Here is a 21,691-nt window from a genome sequence, read left to right as displayed (position 1 = left end):
TTACTGGTAACATTTGACTTTACTAATTTTTTTAGAAAAGATTCAAACTCGTATTTTCAATAGAATCCTAGTATAATCAATTTAGAAAGAGAAAAACAGGACATTTGTCCTATTTTAGGAGATTGAGATGAAAAAAATTTCCCCATCTACGAAACTCATGGAGATCATCACTGATTACCAATTGGATCAGATCTTTCCAGGTGACTGTCTTAGTCAGCTGGACCTCGTTCTCTATCAGGCTGGAGAGTATATCTGCCGCCAGGGTTCTGACCAAGATGTCATTCCTTATTTTCTCAAAGGCCGGCTCAAGATCGTCCACAGTCTTGAAAATGGTAGCGACACCATCCTTGAAATCCAAGAAAAACCTGGACTGTTAGGAGAGATTGAGCTCCTGCTCGATCGGGTCTGTATCACATCGGTCATTGCAGACCAAGACTCACTAGTCGTCCAGCTCTCTGCTCGGCATTTCAAGGACCGCCTCCTGCTGGACCCGACCTTTTTGCGTTCTACGGCCAAGACCTTGGCTGAGAAATTGCACCAGATCAACTATTTGGCTCCTGCCAACTTTCATTATTCGGTCAAGGAGCGCCTCGCTACACATTTTTTGGAACATGGTGATGAAAACGGGATCCTCAAGCCCAAGATGAATCAACTGGCCCTGCGTTTTGGGATCAGCTACCGCCACCTTAGCCGCGTGATCAAGCAGATGATTGACGAGGGGTTGATCCAAAGAGAAGGGCGGGTCTATACGATTTTAGACCAAAAAAGAATGGGCGACTTGTCCATCAAACACACGGAAACAACTGACAGAAAACTTTAATTTCACGTTCTTTTGTGTTATCATGGAAGGTAGAAAGAAAGTGAGAGTAAGACAATGAAAGCAATTGAAAAAGTTACAAGAGCATCCCATTTGATTGATATGGATGACATCATCCGCGAAGGAAATCCAACACTTCGAGCTGTTGCGGAAGATGTGACCTTCCCTTTGTCTGACCAGGAAATTATCCTGGGTGAAAAAATGATGCAATTCTTGCACCATTCTCAAGACCCTGTTATGGCTGAAAAACTTGGCCTCCGTGGAGGAGTGGGACTCGCTGCCCCTCAGCTGGACATCTCGAAACGCATTATCGCTGTTTTGGTGCCCAATCCAGAAGATGCCGATGGTAACCCACCAAAAGAAGCCTATAGTCTTCAAGAAGTCATGTACAATCCAAAGGTTGTCGCCCATTCTGTGCAAGACGCGGCTCTTGGAGATGGGGAAGGCTGTCTCTCTGTAGACCGCAACGTCCCAGGCTATGTGGTTCGCCATGCCCGCGTGACCGTGGAGTATTTCACAAAAGAAGGTGAAAAGAAACGCATCAAACTCAAAGGCTACAACTCCATCGTCGTTCAACATGAAATCGACCACACCAATGGCATCATGTTCTATGACCGCATCAATCCAAACAACCCATTTGAAATCAAAGAAGGACTCTTGATTTTAGAATAGCGTAACTGTCAAAAATACCTAACTGAGGAAGCTCTCGGTTAGGTATTTTTTGTTATTTTTTGCCTTGCCTTTTCTTTGAAAATTTGCGCATGATGGCACGTGCTACGCTAATGAAGAAATCCAAGACGAGCCCCAAGGTAAGCATTCTGACAATCCACACTAATAAAATTGGTCGTGCTAGACTCGAGCCATTATATCCTAAATGATCAAGTCCTATAATTATCAATAGATAGCATACTATTTCTAACGGAATCCGAATTTTAGCTTTTTTCAGACTGAAGCCTTTCAACCAATCCCATAGTAAATTCCACAGCGTCGGATTATCCTCAGGTTCATCTTCCCAGTATTCCTTGCTTTTTGTTTTCAAATACAAGAGGTAACCCACTTCTGTCAGCAACTGAGTAAAGGCATAGCTGAATAATATGCTTACGGATACTCCTAGCACCACTCCAAAATAGCCAGTAAGGGTCGCTCCTATCATGAAGCAGACGAAGATAATCGTTAGGGCATTGCTACTATAACTACTTGATTTTGCGAAATAATTTCCCAGGGTTCTAGTTGGCGAAAAGCCAATCTTTAACTGCTTCTTAAGCCAAAAATAATGATAAATAAAGCCCAATAAGGTACAAATCACAAGAAAAGGAATGACGATGAAACCATATTTCGGGAAACCTACTTCAAATTCCTTATTTGCCAGAGCAGAAACAATGATGAGCAAGCCCATGACTTGGAGCGATAAAAACATTCCTGCATAGGTGAATAAGAGTAGAATCGTTGACAATACTTGTCTTCTATATATAAATGCCCCCATTAACGGCAAGAAGAATGCAATAATATGGTAAAGACAATAGACAACGAGGATATCAAAAAACCAATGACTAAATGGTTTTATACCTTTCGATACATCATACGAATAAAAGCAAAGGATTTCAAATGCGAACAGAAATACGCCTGTCCACGAATTGATCATCATAGCCACAGAAGCACGTGTATTGGCTAAACTTTTAAAATAGACTTTGTTCGCCTGCTCAATATCGACTTTCTTTTCATTTTTCATGACATGCTCCTTTCTAGAAAATTGTTTTAAGGTCCAAAAGTAGATGGAGGCTACTCTTGCTTCTGGGTTTCACTCCACTGGATCTACTTGATTTTGGCTTTGAAAGAGATGATTGGGGAATAAAAAATTAAATTCCCAGCTGATAAAAATAGAAATGAAATACATAATAAAACTATATGAAAAATAAAATTAGGGCTAAGGTTTAAAAGAATCACGTAGCATACTGCAATTGATACTACTAAAGCAAATAATGTTAAAGTCAGAATCAATAGTATTTTCTTTATCTCACTTGGGAAACAATATACTTTTCGAGGTGTTTTATCTGCCACAATTTCACGCATCCCTTCTCCTCTACCCATCCAAATCCGAAGTCCCACTACAAAAATTAAAATCAACATCATCAAGGTTAGATTGACGAAGCGAGAAGTAAAATTGAGGAATTTTTCTATTGGAAATACCCTTGCTAATAGCATGGAGGTTACACCTAGACCAACCGATGCCCTCCCGATATTATTATTCACTAAACTCTGATGATGCTTGTCTCTTTCAAACACTTTCGGAGCTAAGGTTTCTACTTCATCCTCTGTTAGCTGATAGGCCTTATGAGGGATAAAATAAACAAACCACGGAAGAAAATAGGTGATGACAATCGGCCGATCAACTTCCATCAAATACCACTCTCCATCGACTTTTAACAAATGGTAGCGAAAGTTCATTTTCGGTAAGCGTTCGATTTTTGCTGGTTGAAACATAGATTAACCTTTCTTGATCGCTTCATACTTCAGAAGAAAAACGAGTCTACTCTGAATATTGTTTTTCTTATTTTTTAATTTTTGCTTTGAAATCATCGCCTGGAGCATATAAGCCTAAAATAGCTGATGCTAAATACATAAATGAAGTAATAAATAGGACCATATGAACAATTAAATTTGGTTTAATTTTACTCAAAACTGAGTAAATCATTGCACTTGACAAAAACAAAGGAACTATCAACAATAAAAGATTTCTTAGTACTATCCTAAATTTTACGGGGCGACAATAGATTCTATTAGCTTTTTGAGAAGCTATCATTACCGTCTCTATTTTCCTAGTACTCAGCCAAATACGAAGTCCAATAACAATACATAGAACAAGGATCATTAGCACTAGATTAAGTAGATGGGAGCTAAAATATAAATAATCCTCTATTGGAAAAGCTCTGCCTAGTAAAACTGCTAAGGAACCAGCACCAAGAGCTGAAATCCCTGCTTTAGTCTGACTTGAAAGTATGTTCTTATCTCTTTCAAGCACTTTTGGAGCTATTGTTTGTACTTCATCTTCGGTCAGCTGATAAGCTTTATGAGGGACAAAATAGGTAAACCATGGAAGAAAATAACTTGTTATAATTGGCCGATCGACTTCCATTAAATACCATTCATTCTCTACTTTTAACAAACGATAGCGAAAATTCATTTTCGGTAAATACTCGATTTTTGCGGGTTTAAACATAGATTGATCTTACTTTCTATACTATTTTATTCTTATACAGTCAAAATTATCTTACTTATTCACGAAAGAACATACCTTCCATCATACCTGATTTTACTTTGATGATCAAGTTTTGACAAAAAAAGTATCCAACTTCTTAGCAGTTGGATACTTTTTACTCTATTATTTCTCGGCACAGTGGTTGATTGACGGTACTTGAACCTTTCGGTTCTTCGTCCAGTCTAATCAACTGTGTGGGGGCAAAACTACGAAATCAAACTCTTCGAGTTACTGATTTCTGTCTCTTGGCGCAGTGGTTGATTGGAATTACTCCTACCTGCGGTACTCGTACTTCCTAATCAACTGTGCGGGGGCAGGACTACGAAATCGAGACTGCGTCTACCGATTTCTGTCTCTTGGCGCAGTGGTTGATTGGAATTACTCCTACCTACGGTACTCGTACTTCCTAATCAACTGTGCGGGGGCAGGACTACGAAATCGAGACTACGTCTACCGATTTCTGTCCTGCTCCCTATATTGCCCAATCTCCGTTGCGGAAGACTGGGACGCGGGTGCCGTCTTCTCGGATGCCGTCGATATCCATTTGGCTTGAGCCGATCATGAAGTCGACGTGAACGTCTGAGCGGTTGAGGCCGGCTGCTTCGAGTTCTTCTTCTGTGAATTCTGCGCCCCCTTCTACGCTGGTTGCATAGGCTGCCCCGATGGCCAAGTGGTTAGAGGCATTTTCATCAAAGAGGGTGTTAAAGAAGGTAATGCCTGATTGGGAAATTGGGCTTGGGTCTGGTACGAGGGCACATTCCCCCAAGGCACGCGCTCCCTTGTTTTTGAAGACCAAATCTTTCATGACTTGATCGCCCTTTTCAGCTGTGATATCCACAATTTCTCCATTTTCAAAGGTCACTTTGATGCCTTCAATGATGTTCCCATTGTAGCTAAGCGGTTTTGTAGAGGTGACATAACCTTCTGCACGACGGAAGTCAGGAGCTGTGAAGACCTCTTCTGTCGGCATATTTGGCAAGAAACCTTCGCCTTGGGCATTGATAGCTCCGGCAGATTCCCAGACGTGGTTTTTCGGCAAGCCAAGAGTCAAATCGGTGCCTGGTGCTGTGTAGTGAAGGGCTGAGAATTGTTCTTTATTAAGTGTATCTGCCTTGCTCTTCAAAATAGCAGCATGCTCTTCCCAAGCCTTGACTGGATCTTCCTCATAGACCCGGCAAGTCTTGAAGATTTGATCCCACAGGAGATCCACTGCTTCTTCGTCGCTCGTAGCATTTGGGAAGACCTTTTTCGCCCACTCTAAGCCTGCTGCTGCAGCAACTGTCCAGCTGACCTTGTTGGATTGAGTGGCGATGCGCATTGGTTTCATGGCCATGCCCAAAGCCTTGGCAGAAGCAGAAAGTTTCTCTGCATCGACACCGTTCAAGGCACCTGGATCAGACGAGCGCACACCCAAACGACTGGCCTTGTGTTCCAAGAGGTAGTTCATCTCTGCAATCTTGTAGTCAGGCACGTTGTCCAAGCGATCCATCGGTGCATGGAGGAATTTTCCCCGGGTAGTAAAATCATCTGCCCATTGGACAATGACTTCGTGCGCACCCAAGGCATAGGCTTCCTTCACGATCAAGTGGGCCAACTCCCTTTGTTCCACATCGATGTTCAAGACCAAGGTATGGCCAGGTTGCACGTTGATGCCGTTCGCCACCAACAATTTTGCGTATTTTTCTAAGTTTTCTTTAAAATTTGGTAAAACCATTATTTTCTCCTTCATAAGTGAATGATCTCTTCCTAGTATACCACAAGTCCATGCAAAAAGGATTCCGCTCCTGCAGAATCCTGTTTCTTGTTCCTTTTAGCTTAAGGAAGAACATAGCCTTGATCATCCACTGTATGGGGATGCCCAGAATTGCCATTCTCCCTCAAGGCTTCTAAATCTTGATCCAAAATCGAATTGTAATCCGTACTACCTTCACGGGTTACTCGCGTCGATACTTGGCGCAAGAGTTTTTCATTGAGATTGCGGACCCAGCGACCATTACTATGATCATTGGCACGCATATAATTTTCTCTGACGATTTCTCCATAAAGAGCTTCATTGACTTGGTAGCCTTGCTTGCGCAATCCCAACAGACCGATCTCGACAATCTCATCTGGACTATAGTCTTCAAAGTCAAATGTAGTCGGGATCCGACTTTGCAAACCTGAATTGACCTGCAAGAAGTCATGCATCTCTCTGGTATAGCCAGCAAAGATAATAACGATATCGCGACGGTGGTCCTCCATAAATTTAAGGACTTCGTCCAAGGCTTCCTTCCCGAAATCATCTGTTGAACCGGTAAAGAGCGTATAGGCCTCATCGATAAAGAGGACGCCACCTAGTGCACTTTCTAGGACTTCGCGCGTCTTCAAGGCCGTTTGACCTTGGTAGCCTCCAACTAGATTGCTCCGCGAAACTTCGATGAATTTCTTCTGCTTGATCACCCCTTTTTGGAAGAGGATATTGCCCAAAATGCGGGCCACGGTCGTCTTCCCTGTACCAGGATTTCCAAGAAAGAGAGAGTGCAAGGTCGTATCTTCGACAATGCCACCTTGTTCGGCCCGTTTTTGGTTGAACTCAGCCATGGCTACGAACTGTTCGACTTGCTCTTTCACCTTGGCAATTCCAACCAGACGGTTGAGGGCAGCCATTCCATCTTCTTCCTTATCGGCTCCTGCCTGGTACTTACCTTGGTTAAGGACAGCATCGATATCGCTATTGAGGATGGTCTCAATATCATCAGAACCTTGGGCCACTACCCGATCTGCCATGGTCTTGGTCAATTGCTCATCCAGGTTACGGATCCAGCGACCATTGCTCTTATCTAGCGAGCCATCATAGGCCCGTTTGACATGACGCGCATAGTAATCCCGGTCTTCGAGCTTGTAGTCCCCTTTGCTTAAGATCATTTCGCCCAGTTGGACAATCTCATCTCCCGTGAAATCTTCAAAGATGAAATTATTTGGCACCCGAGAACGAAGTCCTGGATTGGTCTTTAAGAACTCCTCCATTTCCTTGGTATAACCGGCAAAGATGATCATGATGTCATCGCGATTATCCTCCATAAATTTGAGGATGGTATTGATCGCCTCGATCCCAAAATCTGCGCCGCTGTCCTTTTTATCCAAGCTATAGGCTTCATCAATAAAGAGGATGCCCCCACGCGCTTTTTCAAGCAGGGCCTGGGTCTGTTCAGCTGTTCCTCCAATATTCGAAGAGATCAGATCGGACTCCGTTGCTTCCACGAAACGGAATTCCTCCCCTGAGAGGACACCTGCATCAAAGAGCACTTGTCCCAACAGACGGGCCACCGTGGTCTTCCCTGTACCAGGGTTTCCCATAAAGGCCGCGTGTAAGGTTTGCTTTTCAGGAGCCTTACCACTGGCGATTCGTTTCTTGTTAAATTCCACCATGTTGATCATTTTCTTGATCTCATGTTTAACTTTTTCAAGACCGATCAGGCTATTTAGTTCCTGAAGAGCATCTTGTTTCTTCTCTGGTCCAGAGTCCGTTGTAGGGGTTGATGCCACCGTTGCATCCATTGCCTGTCCCGTAGGAACGACTTGCGCATTGCCCTTGGCCACTTCTCTGCCAATGAGATAGTCACAACCATCCTCGATTTCCTTGGTCAGATCACGCGCATCGCCCTGCCTATAGGTTATGGTGCCCACCTTCGCAAAGGCTCCACCTTGAAGCCGTATATTGGGATCCGCAATCTTATGACAAATCATATGCTCAGCCATCAGCACACTCTCATCAAAAACTCCAAATGAAATGGTTTGGGTATTCTCATTCAAGAAAGTCGTTTCTCCAGTCAAAGAAGCAAATGATGCTTCATAGACGCATAAACATTCTGAAAATGTAGCCTGGTGAGCTCGGACCATACTATTGTATGAATTGATGGAGGTCATACGATCCGAATCCGAATTGAATTGAACATTATTGTCAAGACAGACCCCAGTCCCCGTAGGTAGTTCAATTTTACAGTTTTCAGACTCCCAAATGACATTCCTCAACCAAACTGGTGGAAAATCATTTTCCAGATCCCCGCCTGTAATCGTTGAATTTTTTGCGATCACTTCTGAGTCCTTGGCATGGATCGTATTATTCCCAAATTTTTCAATTTGGACATTTTCTAAGGTCAACTTGGAACCTTCTGATAGTTCTATCTTAGAAAAAATCGTTGAATTGCGAATGGACAATTCCGAAGCGGACATACCGATGGCACTTTGGTGTTTTTCCGGAACCTTCATTCCGACTCCTTCCAAAGTCATTTTCGAATTCGTATCCATATAGATAAAAAATTCATTATTTGTTGGAGTGGTTGCTTCAAAATAGACCTGTTTACAGGTGATGTCTGAGCCATTCCATAAGATCAAAGTAGTATAATTTCCACCAACTTTAAACCACAAGTCTTCAAACGTCACCTGAACTCCTTCTACAAATCGGAAGGAAGCCTCAATGATGTTGTTAAACATGCGCCCATTACCATTTGGATTTGGGACCACATGCCCCACGAAATGAAGGTTTTTGTCGATCTCGATCACTTTATTTGTCGGCCATTGAAAGACATACCCATTTTCAAACTCGATGGTATCCCCATCCTGCGCTTTTTCAAGTGCATCCATAAAGTTCCAACTATTGTTGTAAGGACCTACTAAATATCTTGCCACGCGCTTCTCCTCTGTTTCATTTTTTTGGAAGAACATCCATTGTTTTTCTGTTTCCTGTTTACAAACACTTGTCACTAAAAATTGTAACACATTCCAGGGCCAAAGAAAACACTTATCCGGTCTGAACGGACTGAAAAACCTCTATTTTCAAAAAGAAAATAGAGGCTGTCAGTCAATCTTTCAAGGCTGAACATAAGCTGGCTAGAGCAATCGCTCCTGAGAGCATGGCAGTGGAAAGGAGCAGCACATGGTCTGCTACTTCTAACTTATAGACAAAGACTTTTTCAGCTGGTTTGTCTTCCGCAAAAATGTCAACCGTCATGTTCCATTCCTTTCTTAGTCATCCTCCTCACCCAGATAGAGACGTCGGGCTTCTGGGCTGTTACTAAGAATATCGAGATAGGTTTCATACTCATCGGGCAAGGGCTTTCCCAAAGAAATATCTAGCTCTGGATTCACATTTTTCCCAAAAAGAAAGTAGAGATAGAGACGTTCATTGAGCGTCGGAAAGGCTTCGAGAGACATGAGCTCAGCCTGCCCTACCCGTTCCCAATCCTGTTCTTGGATGTCTGGTAGGATATAGGCTTGGAAGAGGCCCATTAGAGGATTATCCTCTGGTAGGCCACTATCCTTGTCCGCCTGAACCAAGGAAAGCCGTTGGCCAAAACCAGCTACTTGGCGCTCCCGTCCCTTCACCGAAACCGTAATCGAATGCCCACCCAAATGGCTATAAATCCATTCTTTGGGTAACCGATAATCTAAGAGAGGGTCAAGATCTTTGACAATCGTTATAGGACTAGAGCGTAGAAACTGACGAGTGACTGCTTTACAAAAGAGAATTTTCTCCTCTTTCAAGGTCACTCCCTTCCAGCTATTTTCCTGCTTGAAATGGTTAAAAAACACCAGATAGGGCTCTCGCACCATTTGTGCTAAGACATAGACGCCGTTTCGTAGGCGAATGGAAATGACTTTCCCTGACTTCCAGGGTATTGCTCTTTTTTTCTTTTCTATCATTAGCCAACCTCAAACTTAGCGAGGATCGTTGAATCCATCAAAACAAATCACTGTGACTTCCTGTCCTCAGCAAGTTTAAAATCAATTCGTCCTTATCTACTTTGTAAACCAAAAGCCAATCCGGCTGGATATGACACTCCCGAACACCTTGGAAATGCTTGGAATCAGTCAATTGATGATCACGATATCTGACAGGAAGTTCTTTTTCTTGTATCAGAAAATTCAAAACTTCTTCTAACAAGTCTGCCTTCAAACCACGCTTCATTGCCAACTTAAAATCTTTTTTAAACTGTTTATGATAACGAATCTTAAGCACGCAGGTCCTCCATCAAGTCTGAGACTGATTCAAAGGGTTGACTCATATTCCGATTTTGCTCTACATCCGTTACAACTTGGAGCAACTTCCCATGATCGTCTAATCGAACATCAAAAGGTAAGCCCTGATATTGAATAGCCTGACGGAGGAAAATGTTGATAGCCGTTGTCATATCCATTCCTAAATGATTGAACACTAGTTGGGCCTGCTCCTTGACCTCACTATCCAAACGGATACTCATGCTCGTCTTTGACATATTCTCACCTTCTTTCTATAGACTATTTTAACAAAAAAGAAGGTTATTGTAAATCCATTGGATATACAACAGCCTTCTAATTAGTATTCATTTTTCATTAGATGAAACTTGATCAACTTTTGTGAATAGATTCCCTCCATCAAAACAAATCATCAAAGAGACTGAGCTGGTTATCCTCTGGCATATTGCCAAGAATGCCCATCTCATCCATCTTTTCAACCAGGGTGGACGAGACACCGCCGCGCTTGCGGAGCTCGGTCTTAGAAAGGAATTCTCCTTCTTCACGCGCCCGCACGATCTGCTTGGCAACGTTCTCTCCCAGACCATCCATCGCGACAAATGGCGGAATGAGGGTGTCCCCATCTATCAAGAATTCTGTCGCCTGACTGCGATAGAGGTCTAGCTTGCCAAACTTGAAGCCCCGCTCCCACATCTCATTGACAATCTCAAGAGTAGTGTAGAGGTCGATCTCCACATTGGAAGCTTCGTTGTTCTTGCGTTTTTCAGCAATCTCCTTCATCCGAGCTTTCACGGCTTCTAGGCCAGCCCCCATGGTTTTGATGTCAAAGGCTTTGGCCCGAATCGAGAAGTAGGCACAGTAATAATAGAGAGGATGATGCACCTTAAAGTAGGCCACACGAAGGGCCATCATAACATAGGCCGCCGCATGGGCTTTGGGGAACATGTACTTGATCTTCCCACAGGACTCGATGTACCACTCAGGAACATTGTTTTCCTTCATGGCTTGGATGTAGCCATTGCGCTCTTCTTCTGAGATCTTGAGCCACATGCCTTTCCGCACGCGCTCCATGATGGTAAAGGCCGTCTTAGGCTCGAGCCCTGCGTGCATGAGGTAAACCATGATGTCGTCCCGACATCCGATAACGGTCGATAGGTCGGCAATGCCCGCCTTGATCAAGTCTTGGGCATTTCCCAACCACACGTCGGTACCGTGAGACAGACCAGAGAGCTGAAGTAACTCTGCGAAGGTCGTCGGATGGGTCTCTTCGACCATGCCCCGAACAAAGTTGGTCCCAAACTCTGGAATCCCCAACATTCCTGTCGGCGTTCCGATCTGCTCGGCTGTCACCCCTAGCACTTCTGTCCCAGAAAAGAGGGCCATGACCCCTGGATCATCCATAGGAATATCATTCGGATCAATACCCGACAAGTCTTGGAGCTTGCGAATCATGGTCGGATCATCATGTCCCAGGACATCGAGCTTGAGGACGTTCTCATCGATATCGTGGAAGTTAAAGTGAGTGGTCTGCCATTCAGCGGTCACATCATCTGCCGGATACTGGACCGGAGTAAAGTCATAGACATCCATATAGTTTGGAATAACAACGATTCCCCCCGGGTGCTGACCGGTCGTCCGTTTGACCCCAGCTGCACCAAGGGCTAAGCGTTCGACCTCGGCATCTCGGTAGTACTTGCCAAAATCCCGCTCATAGCCCTTGACAAAACCGTAGGCAGTCTTAGCTGCGACCGTACCTACTGTTCCTGCTCGGAAAGCATATTCTTCCCCAAAGATATCGCGAACATCCAAGTGGGCACTCGGCTGGTCTTCCCCAGAGAAGTTCAAATCGATATCGGGTACCTTGTCCCCATCGAAACCAAGGAAGGTTTCAAAGGGAATATCCTGTCCATTTTTGCTGAGCTTGTGGCCACAGTTTGGACAATCCTTGTCCGGCATATCAAAACCAGATCCATAAGAACCATCTGTAATGAACTCACTGTACTGGCACTGGCTGCAGACATAGTGAGGCGAGAGCGGATTGACCTCAGTGATCCCGATCATGGTCGCGACAAAGCTGGATCCAACGGATCCACGCGATCCAACCAGGTAGCCCCGCTCATTGGAACGGTGCACCAGCATTTGCGATGCCAGATAAATCACGGCAAAGCCATTCCCCAAAATAGAGGTCAATTCCTTTTCAATCCGCAGATCGACAATATCAGGGAGTGGATTACCATAGATCTCAAAGGCCCGCTGATAGGTTAATTCCGCAACCGTTTCTTCGGCCTTGTCGATAAATGGCGTATAGAGGTCGCCCTTTACTACTTCGACCGGCTCAAAGGTCTCTGCGAGCGCATTGGTATTTTCAATGACAATCTTGCGCGCCAAGTCTTCTCCCAAAAAGGCAAATTCATCTAGCATTTCATTGGTAGTTCTGAAATGCGCTTTAGGAAGTGGCGCTGGCTGGGCATCTTCTCCATGCCCAATGGTCCGGTTGATCATGGCCCCTTGACCGAGACTGCGGACAATGATCTCCCGATAGATCTCATCTTCCGGTTCCAGATAGTGGACATTCCCTGTGGCAAGAACGGGCTTACCTAGGCGATCTCCCACCTCGATCAAGCTCTTGATAATGGTCTGGAGCTCCTCCATGTCCTTGACCTGCTCCTTAGCAATGAGAGGCGCGTAGATAGCCGGTGGCATAACCTCGATAAAGTCGTAGTACTTGGCCACTTCGACTGCCGCATCCACACCTTGGGACATGACCGCATCAAAGACTTCCCCTTCTGAGCAGGCCGATCCAAGGATCAAGCCCTCGCGGTGGGCATCCAGCACGGTCTTGGGAATCCGTGGGACTCCTTCGAAATACTTGGTCCCAGAAAGCGAGACCAGTTTAAACATATTCTTAAGGCCGGTCTGATTCTTGACATAGACAGTCGCATGCTTGACCCGCGCCTTCTTATAAGAATTCTCATCGATCAAATCGATATTCAGATCCTTGAGATTGGTCACCCCATGCTTTTCAGCGACATCTTTGATGAAGATAAAGAGCAGGCGCCCCGTCGCTTCCGCATCGTAGTTGGCCATATGGTGGTGTTCTAGGCCCACTCCAAACCTCTTGGTCAATGGCCCCAAGCCATGCCGTTTAAAATCTGGATAGAGGTTGCGGGCAAATTCCAGCGTATCGATGACTGGCTGGGTGATCTTCGGAAGACCATGACGCTCATAGTTGGCATTCATGAAGCCCACGTCAAAGGTAGCATTGTGGGCAACGAGCACCGTTCCCTCACAGAAGGCCTGAAATTCCTTCAAGACCTGCACCAAGGGCTTGGCTCCACGGACGTGCTCATTGGTAATGCCTGTCAATTGGCTCGTAAAGGCCGACAGAGGATGGCCCGGATCGATAAACTCGTCAAACTCCTCAATGACATTGCCCTTGTACATCTTAGAAGCAGCGACCTGGATTAAGTCATTGTAAATGGCTGAAAGTCCCGTCGTTTCCACGTCAAAGACCACATAGGTCGCTTCATTGAGGTCTAGATCCACCTCATTATAGGTGATCGGCACCTTATCCTCTACAATATTGGCTTCCATCCCATAGATCAGCTGGATCCCAGCCTTCTTGGCTGCTTTAAAGCCATGTGGGAAGCTCTGCACATTGCCATGGTCGGTGATGGCCACCGCCTTGTGGCCCCACTCAGCTGCCTTGGCAACCAGCTCTTCGACTTCCGGCAGGGCATCCATAGTTGACATATTGGTATGGGCGTGGAATTCCACCCGGCGCTCCCCTTCTGGCATCAGGTCCTTGCGGGCATAATGGACGACTTCCTGGATGTCTTGGACATTCATGGTCAAGTCGCGCGTGAAATTGTTCATTTCGATGTTTCCCCGCACCCGTAGCCAGCTGTTCTTCTTGATCATGTCAAACTTCTGGGCTTCTTCCTCATTTTTGACCCATTTCTGAAGGGAAAAACTCGAGGTATAGTCGGTCATCTTAAAGCTGATCAAGACCCGACCGGTCCGTGTCACCTTGTGCTCCACGTCAAAGACCACACCCTCAAAGACAATTCGGTTCTCTTCTGTTGTGATCTCGATCATCGGAGTGATCTCGGCCTTGTCTAGCTTGGGTTTAGCCGCAACTTTCTTAGCCTTGAAATCAAAGGCTGGCTTTTCTTCAACCGCTGGTGGCGGAGCCATCTGGGCCAAGGATTCCATAGCCCTCAAGGTCTCTTCATTGGCCGCTTGGAAGATCTTTTCATTTTCCTGCTCAAAGCGCGCCACTTCTTGCTCTGTCAGCACATCATCAGACTCCACCCGACAGGTGAAATGCGGAAAACCAAAGGCCTCCAACTGCTTGGCAAGATTAGGCAAATGGTTCTTACGGAAATGCTCTGTATCGACCGAAGAAGGCCCTGAGATGATCAATTCCTGCCCTTCCGCGCGCACCTGCAAGTCTTGGTACAGCCCCTTAAAGCCTTGACTCGCGCAAGGACCATCCTCAAAGACCTCCCGGTAGTAGGCCTGCAATAAATCCGCAGAAAAATTCTGATTGGCCACTTGAATGGTAAAAGTCGCCTGGTTTCCTGTCTTTGAAAATTCGTCCTTCAAGCGCCGGCGCAATTCCTTAAACAAAGCAATCGGCAAGACTTCCGCAAAGGCAAAGCGGAACTCCCAGACCCGACTGATCTTGTGCACCACAACTTCTTGAATCTCCGCATGCAAAAAGGCACTGGAAGATCGCATCTCCAGCGGCATATCCAGCTGATCCATTAAAATTTCAAAGGTGTTGGACATTGTTTCTCCCTTGATCTTGATTCTTTTGCTCGCTTTTAACTGGCCTGATTCTAAGCAAAAACAGACCAGTCAAAAACATTCGTAACCCTTATTTTATCACAATTTAAGGATTAATTCGAGGGAGAAGTGAAGACGAAAAAATCACCGCTAGATCGGTGATTTCTCGATGATTGATCAACAGCAGGCAATCCTGATCACTCTCCACTGGTTGCTTCTATCTCTGAACTGGAGCTCGGTGTCCGCAGCAGGTCCTTCATCTGAGACTGGACCGCTTCTCTTGAGCTTTGTTCTTGCTTTTGGATATTCTCCACAGCTAGCTGCAATTTCTGCTGGATTTCCACTTTTTCCACTTGCTCCTTTTGCGCTTGGAGGGTCGGGCGGTACATGGCAAAGAAAGAACCGATGACCACGATCAAAGCGATCAGACTCACCCCATAGCGTTTTGACTGTTCCTGAGAGTCAACCTTGACGCCTTTGACCGACACCTCCTTCCACTCCGGATGCTCTTTCTCACAGGCATCTTTCTTAGCCTTGGTCGGCATGACCAAGACTTGGTTCATTAAGGAAATCATCCCCATAACCACAAGTAAGTAGGGAATATAACGCGATTTATTGAAGATCATAACGATCAATAACACAAGACCGATCCCTGCAATCCCCAGATTAAAAGCAAAACGCATCCGAAATTCTTTTTTCAGCTGTAAATAAATCTCTTTAGACATCGGTCACTCCTTCTTTTGATTTTCTTTCCAAGTAATATAATCCTGATAACTTTTAATTGGGTAGTCTGTTAAAGGTTGTGCATCATCAGCATAGGGTTTATCTACGGGATAAACAGTCAAGCTCTTTTCTCCCACAGGAGCTAACCAATGCAACATCTGATTAAACCATTCTTCCGATGACACCATACTTTGACGAGGATAGACCGTTCCACCTTTACTGATCATTTCTTTTATCTGTGGATGATCTTTTATTAAATTAATATCATATCCTTTTTTCGATGTTTCCTTATCTGATCCATCTTTTTTCAAGTGATTTAATAAAAGATACCCGTTATTTTTAGCTATATCCGCTAATGTAGTCGCGTTAACATCACTGGATAAAGGAAGAGTAGAAGTGTCCTCTAGATTATCCATTGAGTTTATTTTTTTATATTCTTCAGGAATATCACTTATTTTATGTGTTTCTAAATTTAGAAATACTTTCTTATCTTTATCTGACCCAGTTTCTCCTTTAGGCCGAACCATTAATAGTAAATAATCTGTTCCTTGATAATGTGAAATATAATCTGAACTGATCGGAAAATAAGAAGAATCATAAGATGATACAGCTTTATAAAGATCTATTTTTTCGGAAGGATACCCCGCTTTTTCTAAATCAAAAATGACTAGATTAAAATACTCTCCTTTTTGTTGTGCATGCTCTGGAATATATTCTCCACCTACTTTATAAAGAATGTGACCTTCTTGACTAATCGTATAGCGTTTCCCTGGAGCCCATCCGCCTGTCATTGCTACAAATTGATTTTTGTCACCAAATACTTTAATATCGTTGGATGTTATTGATTGAAACGTGTTATAAGTTTTAGTTTTCGAACTCCCACCGAAATACAAAAATCCAATTGCTACTATAACAATAAGAAGAAGTAAACCGGTCCCCATCACTAAAACTTTCTTCTTTCTCATACCAACCTCTTTCTTTACCAGTATTAACTTCATGACCTCTTGAATACTTAATAAAACTAATAATTGCTTAGTCCATCCAAAATACAAGAATCACTCAAAAAATATTTCCTACTATCTTGCCGGAAATCCATCATTTATACTTCATTCCCATGATAATGGCCACAACTGCCAAAATAGGCAATAATATCAACATCCAGATACCAATCCACATTTCCCGCTTATAAGATTTGTCTAGTCCACTATAGCGTTCAACGTATGATTCTTTTGGACAGGCTGGATTATACCAGACCGTCATGGTCGATCCCAGTGGAAAAGCATCTTGAAAAAGATTACCCTTTGATTCTGTAGAATTGGTGTAGATGGTTATCCTTTGTGCCATCAAATCGATATCGCTAGCTGATTGATTCATTTTCCAAGGAAGTGTCGCCCGCACCACCCAATAATATTTCAGGCTATTACGATAGGTCTGACCATCCACTCTATATTCGACAATTGGAGCCGCTACTATCTGTGTCCTCTTATAGCCAATTACCACTCCCTCAACGCTCTTTGACGAGAGGGTCTTAATCCTAACTTCTCTTCTATAAAAATATCCAAAAAAGAGTACTTCAAACAAAGGAAATCCAATAACAGCAACAGCAATGACTAGAAGTATTCTGATATCGGGCATACCCATCACCTACTTCATCATCAGATCTGACATACTAAGACTCATCTTCGTTTCATCCGATATCTTCTCCACGATCGAGCTTTGTTCACTCGTCAAAGGAAGCAATAAGAGAGTCGCAGATTGCGTTGGTAATTTGCCATTTTCAGAAATACTATACTCAACTAACTGATTTTGATATATCGATTGTCCATCATAACTCCAATTGAGCTTAAATTCTGCATCATGATCAATATTCGTTGTCGTTTTGTTGACCAACATAAATACTGCATATTCTTGTTGGTTCAAAGTATAGGTACTCCCTGTATAATACAAAGTGATCTCACCTTGCTTACCAGACTCTGGATGCTCCTTAACCAACTTCTTACCCAGTTCGATCAAGTCAGATGTTTTTCCTTCATACTGAGGTGCTACTACAAATTTCAAGCCCTTTTCCTCTTTAGTAGACGAGGAAGCCTTTGTAGTTTGCTCCGTTTTGCTTGCGGGTGCCTCCTTGGCCTCTTTTTTCGTCTGAGCACAAGCTGTTAAAACAAGCACACTCGCCAGCAATACTAGCATCTTTTTCATGGATCATTTTCCTTCTTTTATAATTGAGTTGGATTAAAAAACAGTTTCTACTATCATACCGAAAATTAGTTTGAAGAGCAAGTTCGTCACTAAGTGGAGAGAGTTGAGGGAATGAAAAAGAGAGAACCGTGGTTCTCTCTAAAATCTCTTTTGCTTCTCTTCATTTTCAACTAGCTCATTTAAGAGTTTAGCTCGTTGCTTTCATTAAAAGAATGCGCTATGCAGGGAAATCGTTGAATTGTGAATTGGTATTCTCCACCATTTTTCGACGAAAATGCTGATCAGAGGTCGTTTTTCCTCCTTGTATATACCGTTCTTGACGTTGCAATCCAGTCTCCGGCGCTTTCGTATACATAGTCTGACCAATTGAATTAGCCATAGAGTCATCTGCTACTCTGAAAGATTCACCAACATTACACAAGAATTCATCCAAAGATCCAATTGTCTCCTTCATTTCAGAAGATAATTTTTTTAAACTATCTGTTGCATTTTGAATTTGTTCTGTGGCACTAGACTCAATGTAATCAGAAGCATTATTTTCTAATTCAGAGCTCAAATCCCGAAAAGCACCATTCACCCTGTTTAAATTATCAGGATTAATATTCTTTAGATTCTTATCCATTTTATCCCCCCTTGTTATCTTGTTCAACCAATACTAGGCGTCCTTTATTTAAGGCGATACCTTTTTCTACATCAAAATAAGCTTCAAACTCTTCTTTAGTATTCACTTGATGAACCTGTCCATCCTTACTCAATTCTGCCGGAATTGTCATTCCTTCATAGAGATTGGTGTTCGCTGGGACAAATAGTTGGTACAAGTTGATAAACTCTTGGACATTGCCGAAGACAACATTATTAGTTAATTTAGCATCAAGCAAAATATATAATTGAGAATCTTTTTTACGAAGTAATTGATAGGCTTTTGGATCAGATTTTTCTAGAACACTTCCCTTTAAATTATTAGGAAAGAAAGTTATTTGATTCTGCTTCATATTATCATATATAGTAGTGATTCCTACTGGGCCACGATTTTCAAGAATAACTTTTAATTTTCCTAAATCAACTAAAGGAGTTTCTATTCCTCTCAGTTCTTTTGAATCCTCCCATTCGATTTTCTTCGTTTCAAGATTGAGCCATAAATTTTTACTAACACGTTTGTTATCAGTAGTTATATAGATCTTTATTGGGAGATAATCTTTCCCATTAATTTCCTGGATATCTCCAGTCTCTGCTGGAAAATAATTTCTATTGTAATGTCTTACAAGCCGATAAAGATCTACTTCCTCCTTTTTTATATGCTTATTTTGAATTGTATTAATCGAAAGTTTATAATATCCCTCTGATTCATCTTTTGGCCACTGATAGTCAGGTATATCCTTTAATTTTTTTAGAAATTCTCTAACAATATATCTCTGATTCGATGCACCATGGGCATTTAAAAGGTTCTCACTTGAATGTGGGTAGTACTTTGCAAATAACTTATCTTCCTCAGGAGTTAAAGACTTCCAATGGACAACAACTCCTCGACCATCCTCTAAAAATTGATAGGAATCAATTTCCCATTGTCCGGTATAATAAAAATAATTCTCATATTTTTCACGTTCCTGCTTAGCTTTTTCTTGTTTTTGGTGATCTAGAAAGGTAAGTAAGCCAAAAACAGCTACTGCAATAGCTAGAAGCAAGGAACCACATAAAATTAATTTTCTTTTCATTTCTCCTCCTAAGAACCATACTTTTCGCTAAAATATTTATCAAAATTTGTGATAGCACCTCCACCTACAGAATCTATTAATACAGCCTGTATTTGGGAAATTTGTTCTGGAGTCATATTCTGTACGGTTAATGGTTTATCATTAAATAATTCACCTATTGCTCCTGTCATTGTATGAAAGACACGTTCTTCTGGAGATGCGTTTTCCGCATTGAAACTATCTTCATCAGAATGTTCTCCTAAAAGAAAATCTCTCATACGAGGATCATCATGAAATGCTTCATTTATCTTCTCTTTAACCTCCGCAACAGATACATCTTCGGGACGTTTTGACTGCTGATCTTCTACAAATCCCATTATCCCTTTTTGATTCAGCTCCTCTATTCGTTTATAAGCCCCATAATCCGTATAGATATCTGAACTCTCTGTAATTGGTTTTGATCCCCTTAGGTTTTTACTATCTCTACTATATAAAGCCCATCCTCCCTGACCAACAAGAAGATTATATATTTTCTTTTCTAATTTATCTTTTTTCGCTTTAACACCTTCAACTTGTTCATCCAATTTTATAAACTCCTGTAAACTATCAGCAATAGGAGAAAGTACATTCCCTGTATTTTTAACAATTGTTTTTATACGTCCCGATGTCATCTCTTCTAAAATATTCTGTGTATTTTCTACACCTTCTCCAACATCAGGTTTTATTGAATTAGTCAGTATACTAAACGTACCTGATGCTACTGGACCCCCAACAAATTCTATAACAGCTTTCATACCATTTTTTGCTACAGATAAATAGAAGTCTTCTTCAGCTTTCCGTTGTTCCTGAGCAATTTGCTCTAGTTCTACCTGGAACTGAGAGTCAAGCGAACCAACAATTCCATTCTCAAAGTGAGAAGTATAGTTATTATAAGTTGTTACAATATCTCCTTCGACCTTGTCATATCTCTGAATAGGAGCACTTTCATTTCTGATAACCACCTTGCTGGCTGTTGAAACAGATAGGTACCATTCCGCATCAGCAGCATTATTCAATCCAATACGTAGTCCACGACGAACATAACTATCCCTTACTTTGTGGGAAGGAGTACTCTCTATTATGCTGTCTCTCTTATGCTCTGTCCCAATTTTTAACACTCGTATTGAAGCCAATAAACCTGATAAATCATTCATTTGTTGTAATTCTTTTTTGTATTGGTTCCATTCTACTTCATTAAAATCAGGTGATTTTTCAAATTTTTTCATTTCTGCAACATGAATCTTTTTCAAAACAGCATGAATATTGCCAAGATTCGTTACAATGTCTTTTACTTTGGATTGATCAGCTTTTTCAAGTGCATATAAAAATGACTGCATTTTGTTAATTCCTGACTCGCTTCTATCCAGCCAAGAAGTCATATCTTCTGCTACATTTTTATATGCCCCCTCAGAAACTTTAGACGGGTCCTCCGCCATTATATTTGCAATTTCTGCGATATTCCCTTTTAATTGTGAATTTAGGATCTTAACATCAGTTTCCGTACTTACTCTATAAAGATAAACCATTTTTTCTTTATTGAGATTACCAGTCTTGATAGCCTCTAATAGATCTGGAATAGATACTTTCGACACTGCTTTTGCATTCTGAGTTTGCGCTGTCAAAGATGTAAACAAATCGGCCGAACCGTTAACATTATCTGATAATACAGAATCTGCCACTAAAATTCCAGTATGAGTCCCTGATCGGGCAAGAACCTCAGTTGTTATATACATGTCTGCTACAAGATCAAAGCTTCCTAAACTAGAATCTCCTTCTCCCATAGCTTCAACAGCTTCATCCAGCACAGTAACTAAATTATCCTTAACAATTGTAATCTCATTACGTTGAGGTGTAGTAAGAGAATTTAATAGAGTAGTCATTGCATCATCATCTGTGTATGCTAAACTTGAGAACCCCAACCCCTTAATCGCATCTGTGAAAGTGGATATATGACGCCCGTAAGTTCGAATAGCCTCAGGAGCTGTAGAAAATATGGTCGTTTGGATATTATTTAATACACTAAAGAATGCATTAATAGCCTCTGCTTTTTCACCTTCTAGACTCGTATTGAATTCACGAACTGTATCGTTAGCAGCTAGTTCGAATTTACCAGCGAACCCCTGGATGCTAGTTGCATAATTCTCTAAACCAGAAATATTCTTTACTTTTACTGTCATACAT

19 protein-coding genes are annotated in these 21,691 nt (G+C 42.4%); 2 read left to right on the top strand and 17 right to left on the bottom strand.

The window, feature by feature from the left end; all coding sequences use genetic code 11:
* Nucleotides 1-127: 127 nt before the first annotated feature.
* Entirely contained in the window at nt 128-820 is a 693-nt protein-coding gene (locus AB5Y61_RS06585; protein WP_368403590.1) for a cyclic nucleotide-binding domain-containing protein, read from the top strand.
* A 54-nt stretch (nt 821-874) separates the two neighbouring features.
* Nucleotides 875-1,489, top strand: a complete 615-nt coding sequence (def, locus tag AB5Y61_RS06580) for a peptide deformylase (RefSeq protein ID WP_368403589.1) — start codon at nt 875-877, stop codon at nt 1,487-1,489.
* 52 nt (nt 1,490-1,541) lie between these two features.
* Here the strand turns inward: def and AB5Y61_RS06575 are convergent, their stop codons facing one another.
* From AB5Y61_RS06575 to AB5Y61_RS06495, 17 genes are all read right to left on the bottom strand, one after another.
* Nucleotides 1,542-2,546, bottom strand: a complete 1,005-nt coding sequence (locus tag AB5Y61_RS06575) for a hypothetical protein (RefSeq protein WP_368403588.1) — start codon at nt 2,544-2,546, stop codon at nt 1,542-1,544.
* Nucleotides 2,547-2,629: 83 nt separating this feature from the next.
* Nucleotides 2,630-3,298 carry a DUF443 family protein gene (locus AB5Y61_RS06570; protein WP_368403587.1) on the bottom strand — a complete coding sequence of 223 codons (669 nt, stop codon included), beginning with the start codon at nt 3,296-3,298 and terminating at the stop codon, nt 2,630-2,632.
* Between the two features lie 67 nt (nt 3,299-3,365).
* The gene (locus AB5Y61_RS06565) at nt 3,366-4,034 is read right to left on the bottom strand and encodes a DUF443 family protein (protein ID WP_368403586.1); all 669 of its coding nucleotides are present in this window, start codon (nt 4,032-4,034) and stop codon (nt 3,366-3,368) included.
* Between the two features lie 511 nt (nt 4,035-4,545).
* On the bottom strand, nt 4,546-5,787 hold the full coding sequence (locus tag AB5Y61_RS06560; protein ID WP_368403585.1) for an aminopeptidase: 1,242 nt from the start codon (nt 5,785-5,787) through the stop codon (nt 4,546-4,548).
* 101 nt (nt 5,788-5,888) lie between these two features.
* Nucleotides 5,889-8,741 carry an AAA family ATPase gene (locus AB5Y61_RS06555; RefSeq protein ID WP_368403584.1) on the bottom strand — a complete coding sequence of 951 codons (2,853 nt, stop codon included), beginning with the start codon at nt 8,739-8,741 and terminating at the stop codon, nt 5,889-5,891.
* A gap of 172 nt (nt 8,742-8,913) precedes the next feature.
* Nucleotides 8,914-9,063 (bottom strand): hypothetical protein, encoded by a 150-nt coding sequence (locus AB5Y61_RS06550; RefSeq protein ID WP_368403583.1) that lies wholly within the window; start codon nt 9,061-9,063, stop codon nt 8,914-8,916.
* Nucleotides 9,064-9,077: 14 nt separating this feature from the next.
* Nucleotides 9,078-9,755: a hypothetical protein gene (locus tag AB5Y61_RS06545; RefSeq protein WP_368403582.1), complete on the bottom strand. Its 678-nt coding sequence runs from the start codon at nt 9,753-9,755 to the stop codon at nt 9,078-9,080.
* Nucleotides 9,756-9,792: 37 nt separating this feature from the next.
* Nucleotides 9,793-10,071: a type II toxin-antitoxin system YafQ family toxin gene (locus AB5Y61_RS06540; protein WP_134974599.1), complete on the bottom strand. Its 279-nt coding sequence runs from the start codon at nt 10,069-10,071 to the stop codon at nt 9,793-9,795.
* Nucleotides 10,064-10,327, bottom strand: a complete 264-nt coding sequence (locus tag AB5Y61_RS06535) for a type II toxin-antitoxin system RelB/DinJ family antitoxin (RefSeq protein ID WP_009732165.1) — start codon at nt 10,325-10,327, stop codon at nt 10,064-10,066. Before AB5Y61_RS06535 ends, AB5Y61_RS06540 begins: the two co-directional genes overlap by 8 nt.
* A gap of 139 nt (nt 10,328-10,466) precedes the next feature.
* Nucleotides 10,467-14,861 (bottom strand): PolC-type DNA polymerase III, encoded by a 4,395-nt coding sequence (locus tag AB5Y61_RS06530; RefSeq protein ID WP_368403581.1) that lies wholly within the window; start codon nt 14,859-14,861, stop codon nt 10,467-10,469.
* Between the two features lie 194 nt (nt 14,862-15,055).
* A complete protein-coding gene (locus AB5Y61_RS06525; RefSeq protein WP_368403580.1) occupies nt 15,056-15,583 on the bottom strand; it encodes a hypothetical protein in 528 nt (175 codons plus the stop codon).
* A gap of 3 nt (nt 15,584-15,586) precedes the next feature.
* Nucleotides 15,587-16,546 (bottom strand): hypothetical protein, encoded by a 960-nt coding sequence (locus tag AB5Y61_RS06520; RefSeq protein WP_368403579.1) that lies wholly within the window; start codon nt 16,544-16,546, stop codon nt 15,587-15,589.
* A gap of 130 nt (nt 16,547-16,676) precedes the next feature.
* On the bottom strand, nt 16,677-17,081 hold the full coding sequence (locus AB5Y61_RS06515; protein ID WP_439145116.1) for a DUF3592 domain-containing protein: 405 nt from the start codon (nt 17,079-17,081) through the stop codon (nt 16,677-16,679).
* 144 nt (nt 17,082-17,225) lie between these two features.
* Nucleotides 17,226-17,780, bottom strand: a complete 555-nt coding sequence (locus tag AB5Y61_RS06510; protein ID WP_368403577.1) for a hypothetical protein — start codon at nt 17,778-17,780, stop codon at nt 17,226-17,228.
* Nucleotides 17,781-17,997: 217 nt separating this feature from the next.
* Nucleotides 17,998-18,402 (bottom strand): hypothetical protein, encoded by a 405-nt coding sequence (locus AB5Y61_RS06505; RefSeq protein ID WP_368403576.1) that lies wholly within the window; start codon nt 18,400-18,402, stop codon nt 17,998-18,000.
* A 1-nt stretch (nt 18,403) separates the two neighbouring features.
* Nucleotides 18,404-19,492: a hypothetical protein gene (locus AB5Y61_RS06500; protein ID WP_368403575.1), complete on the bottom strand. Its 1,089-nt coding sequence runs from the start codon at nt 19,490-19,492 to the stop codon at nt 18,404-18,406.
* Nucleotides 19,493-19,500: 8 nt separating this feature from the next.
* Nucleotides 19,501-21,687 carry a hypothetical protein gene (locus tag AB5Y61_RS06495; protein ID WP_368403574.1) on the bottom strand — a complete coding sequence of 729 codons (2,187 nt, stop codon included), beginning with the start codon at nt 21,685-21,687 and terminating at the stop codon, nt 19,501-19,503.
* Between the last annotated feature and the right edge of the window lie 4 nt (nt 21,688-21,691).

The organism is Streptococcus parasanguinis (genome assembly GCF_040908565.1).
Lineage (GTDB): Bacteria > Bacillota > Bacilli > Lactobacillales > Streptococcaceae > Streptococcus > Streptococcus parasanguinis_AC.
The sequence above is the reverse complement of the archived record's forward strand: the minus strand, read 5'-3'. Positions and strand labels throughout refer to the sequence as shown.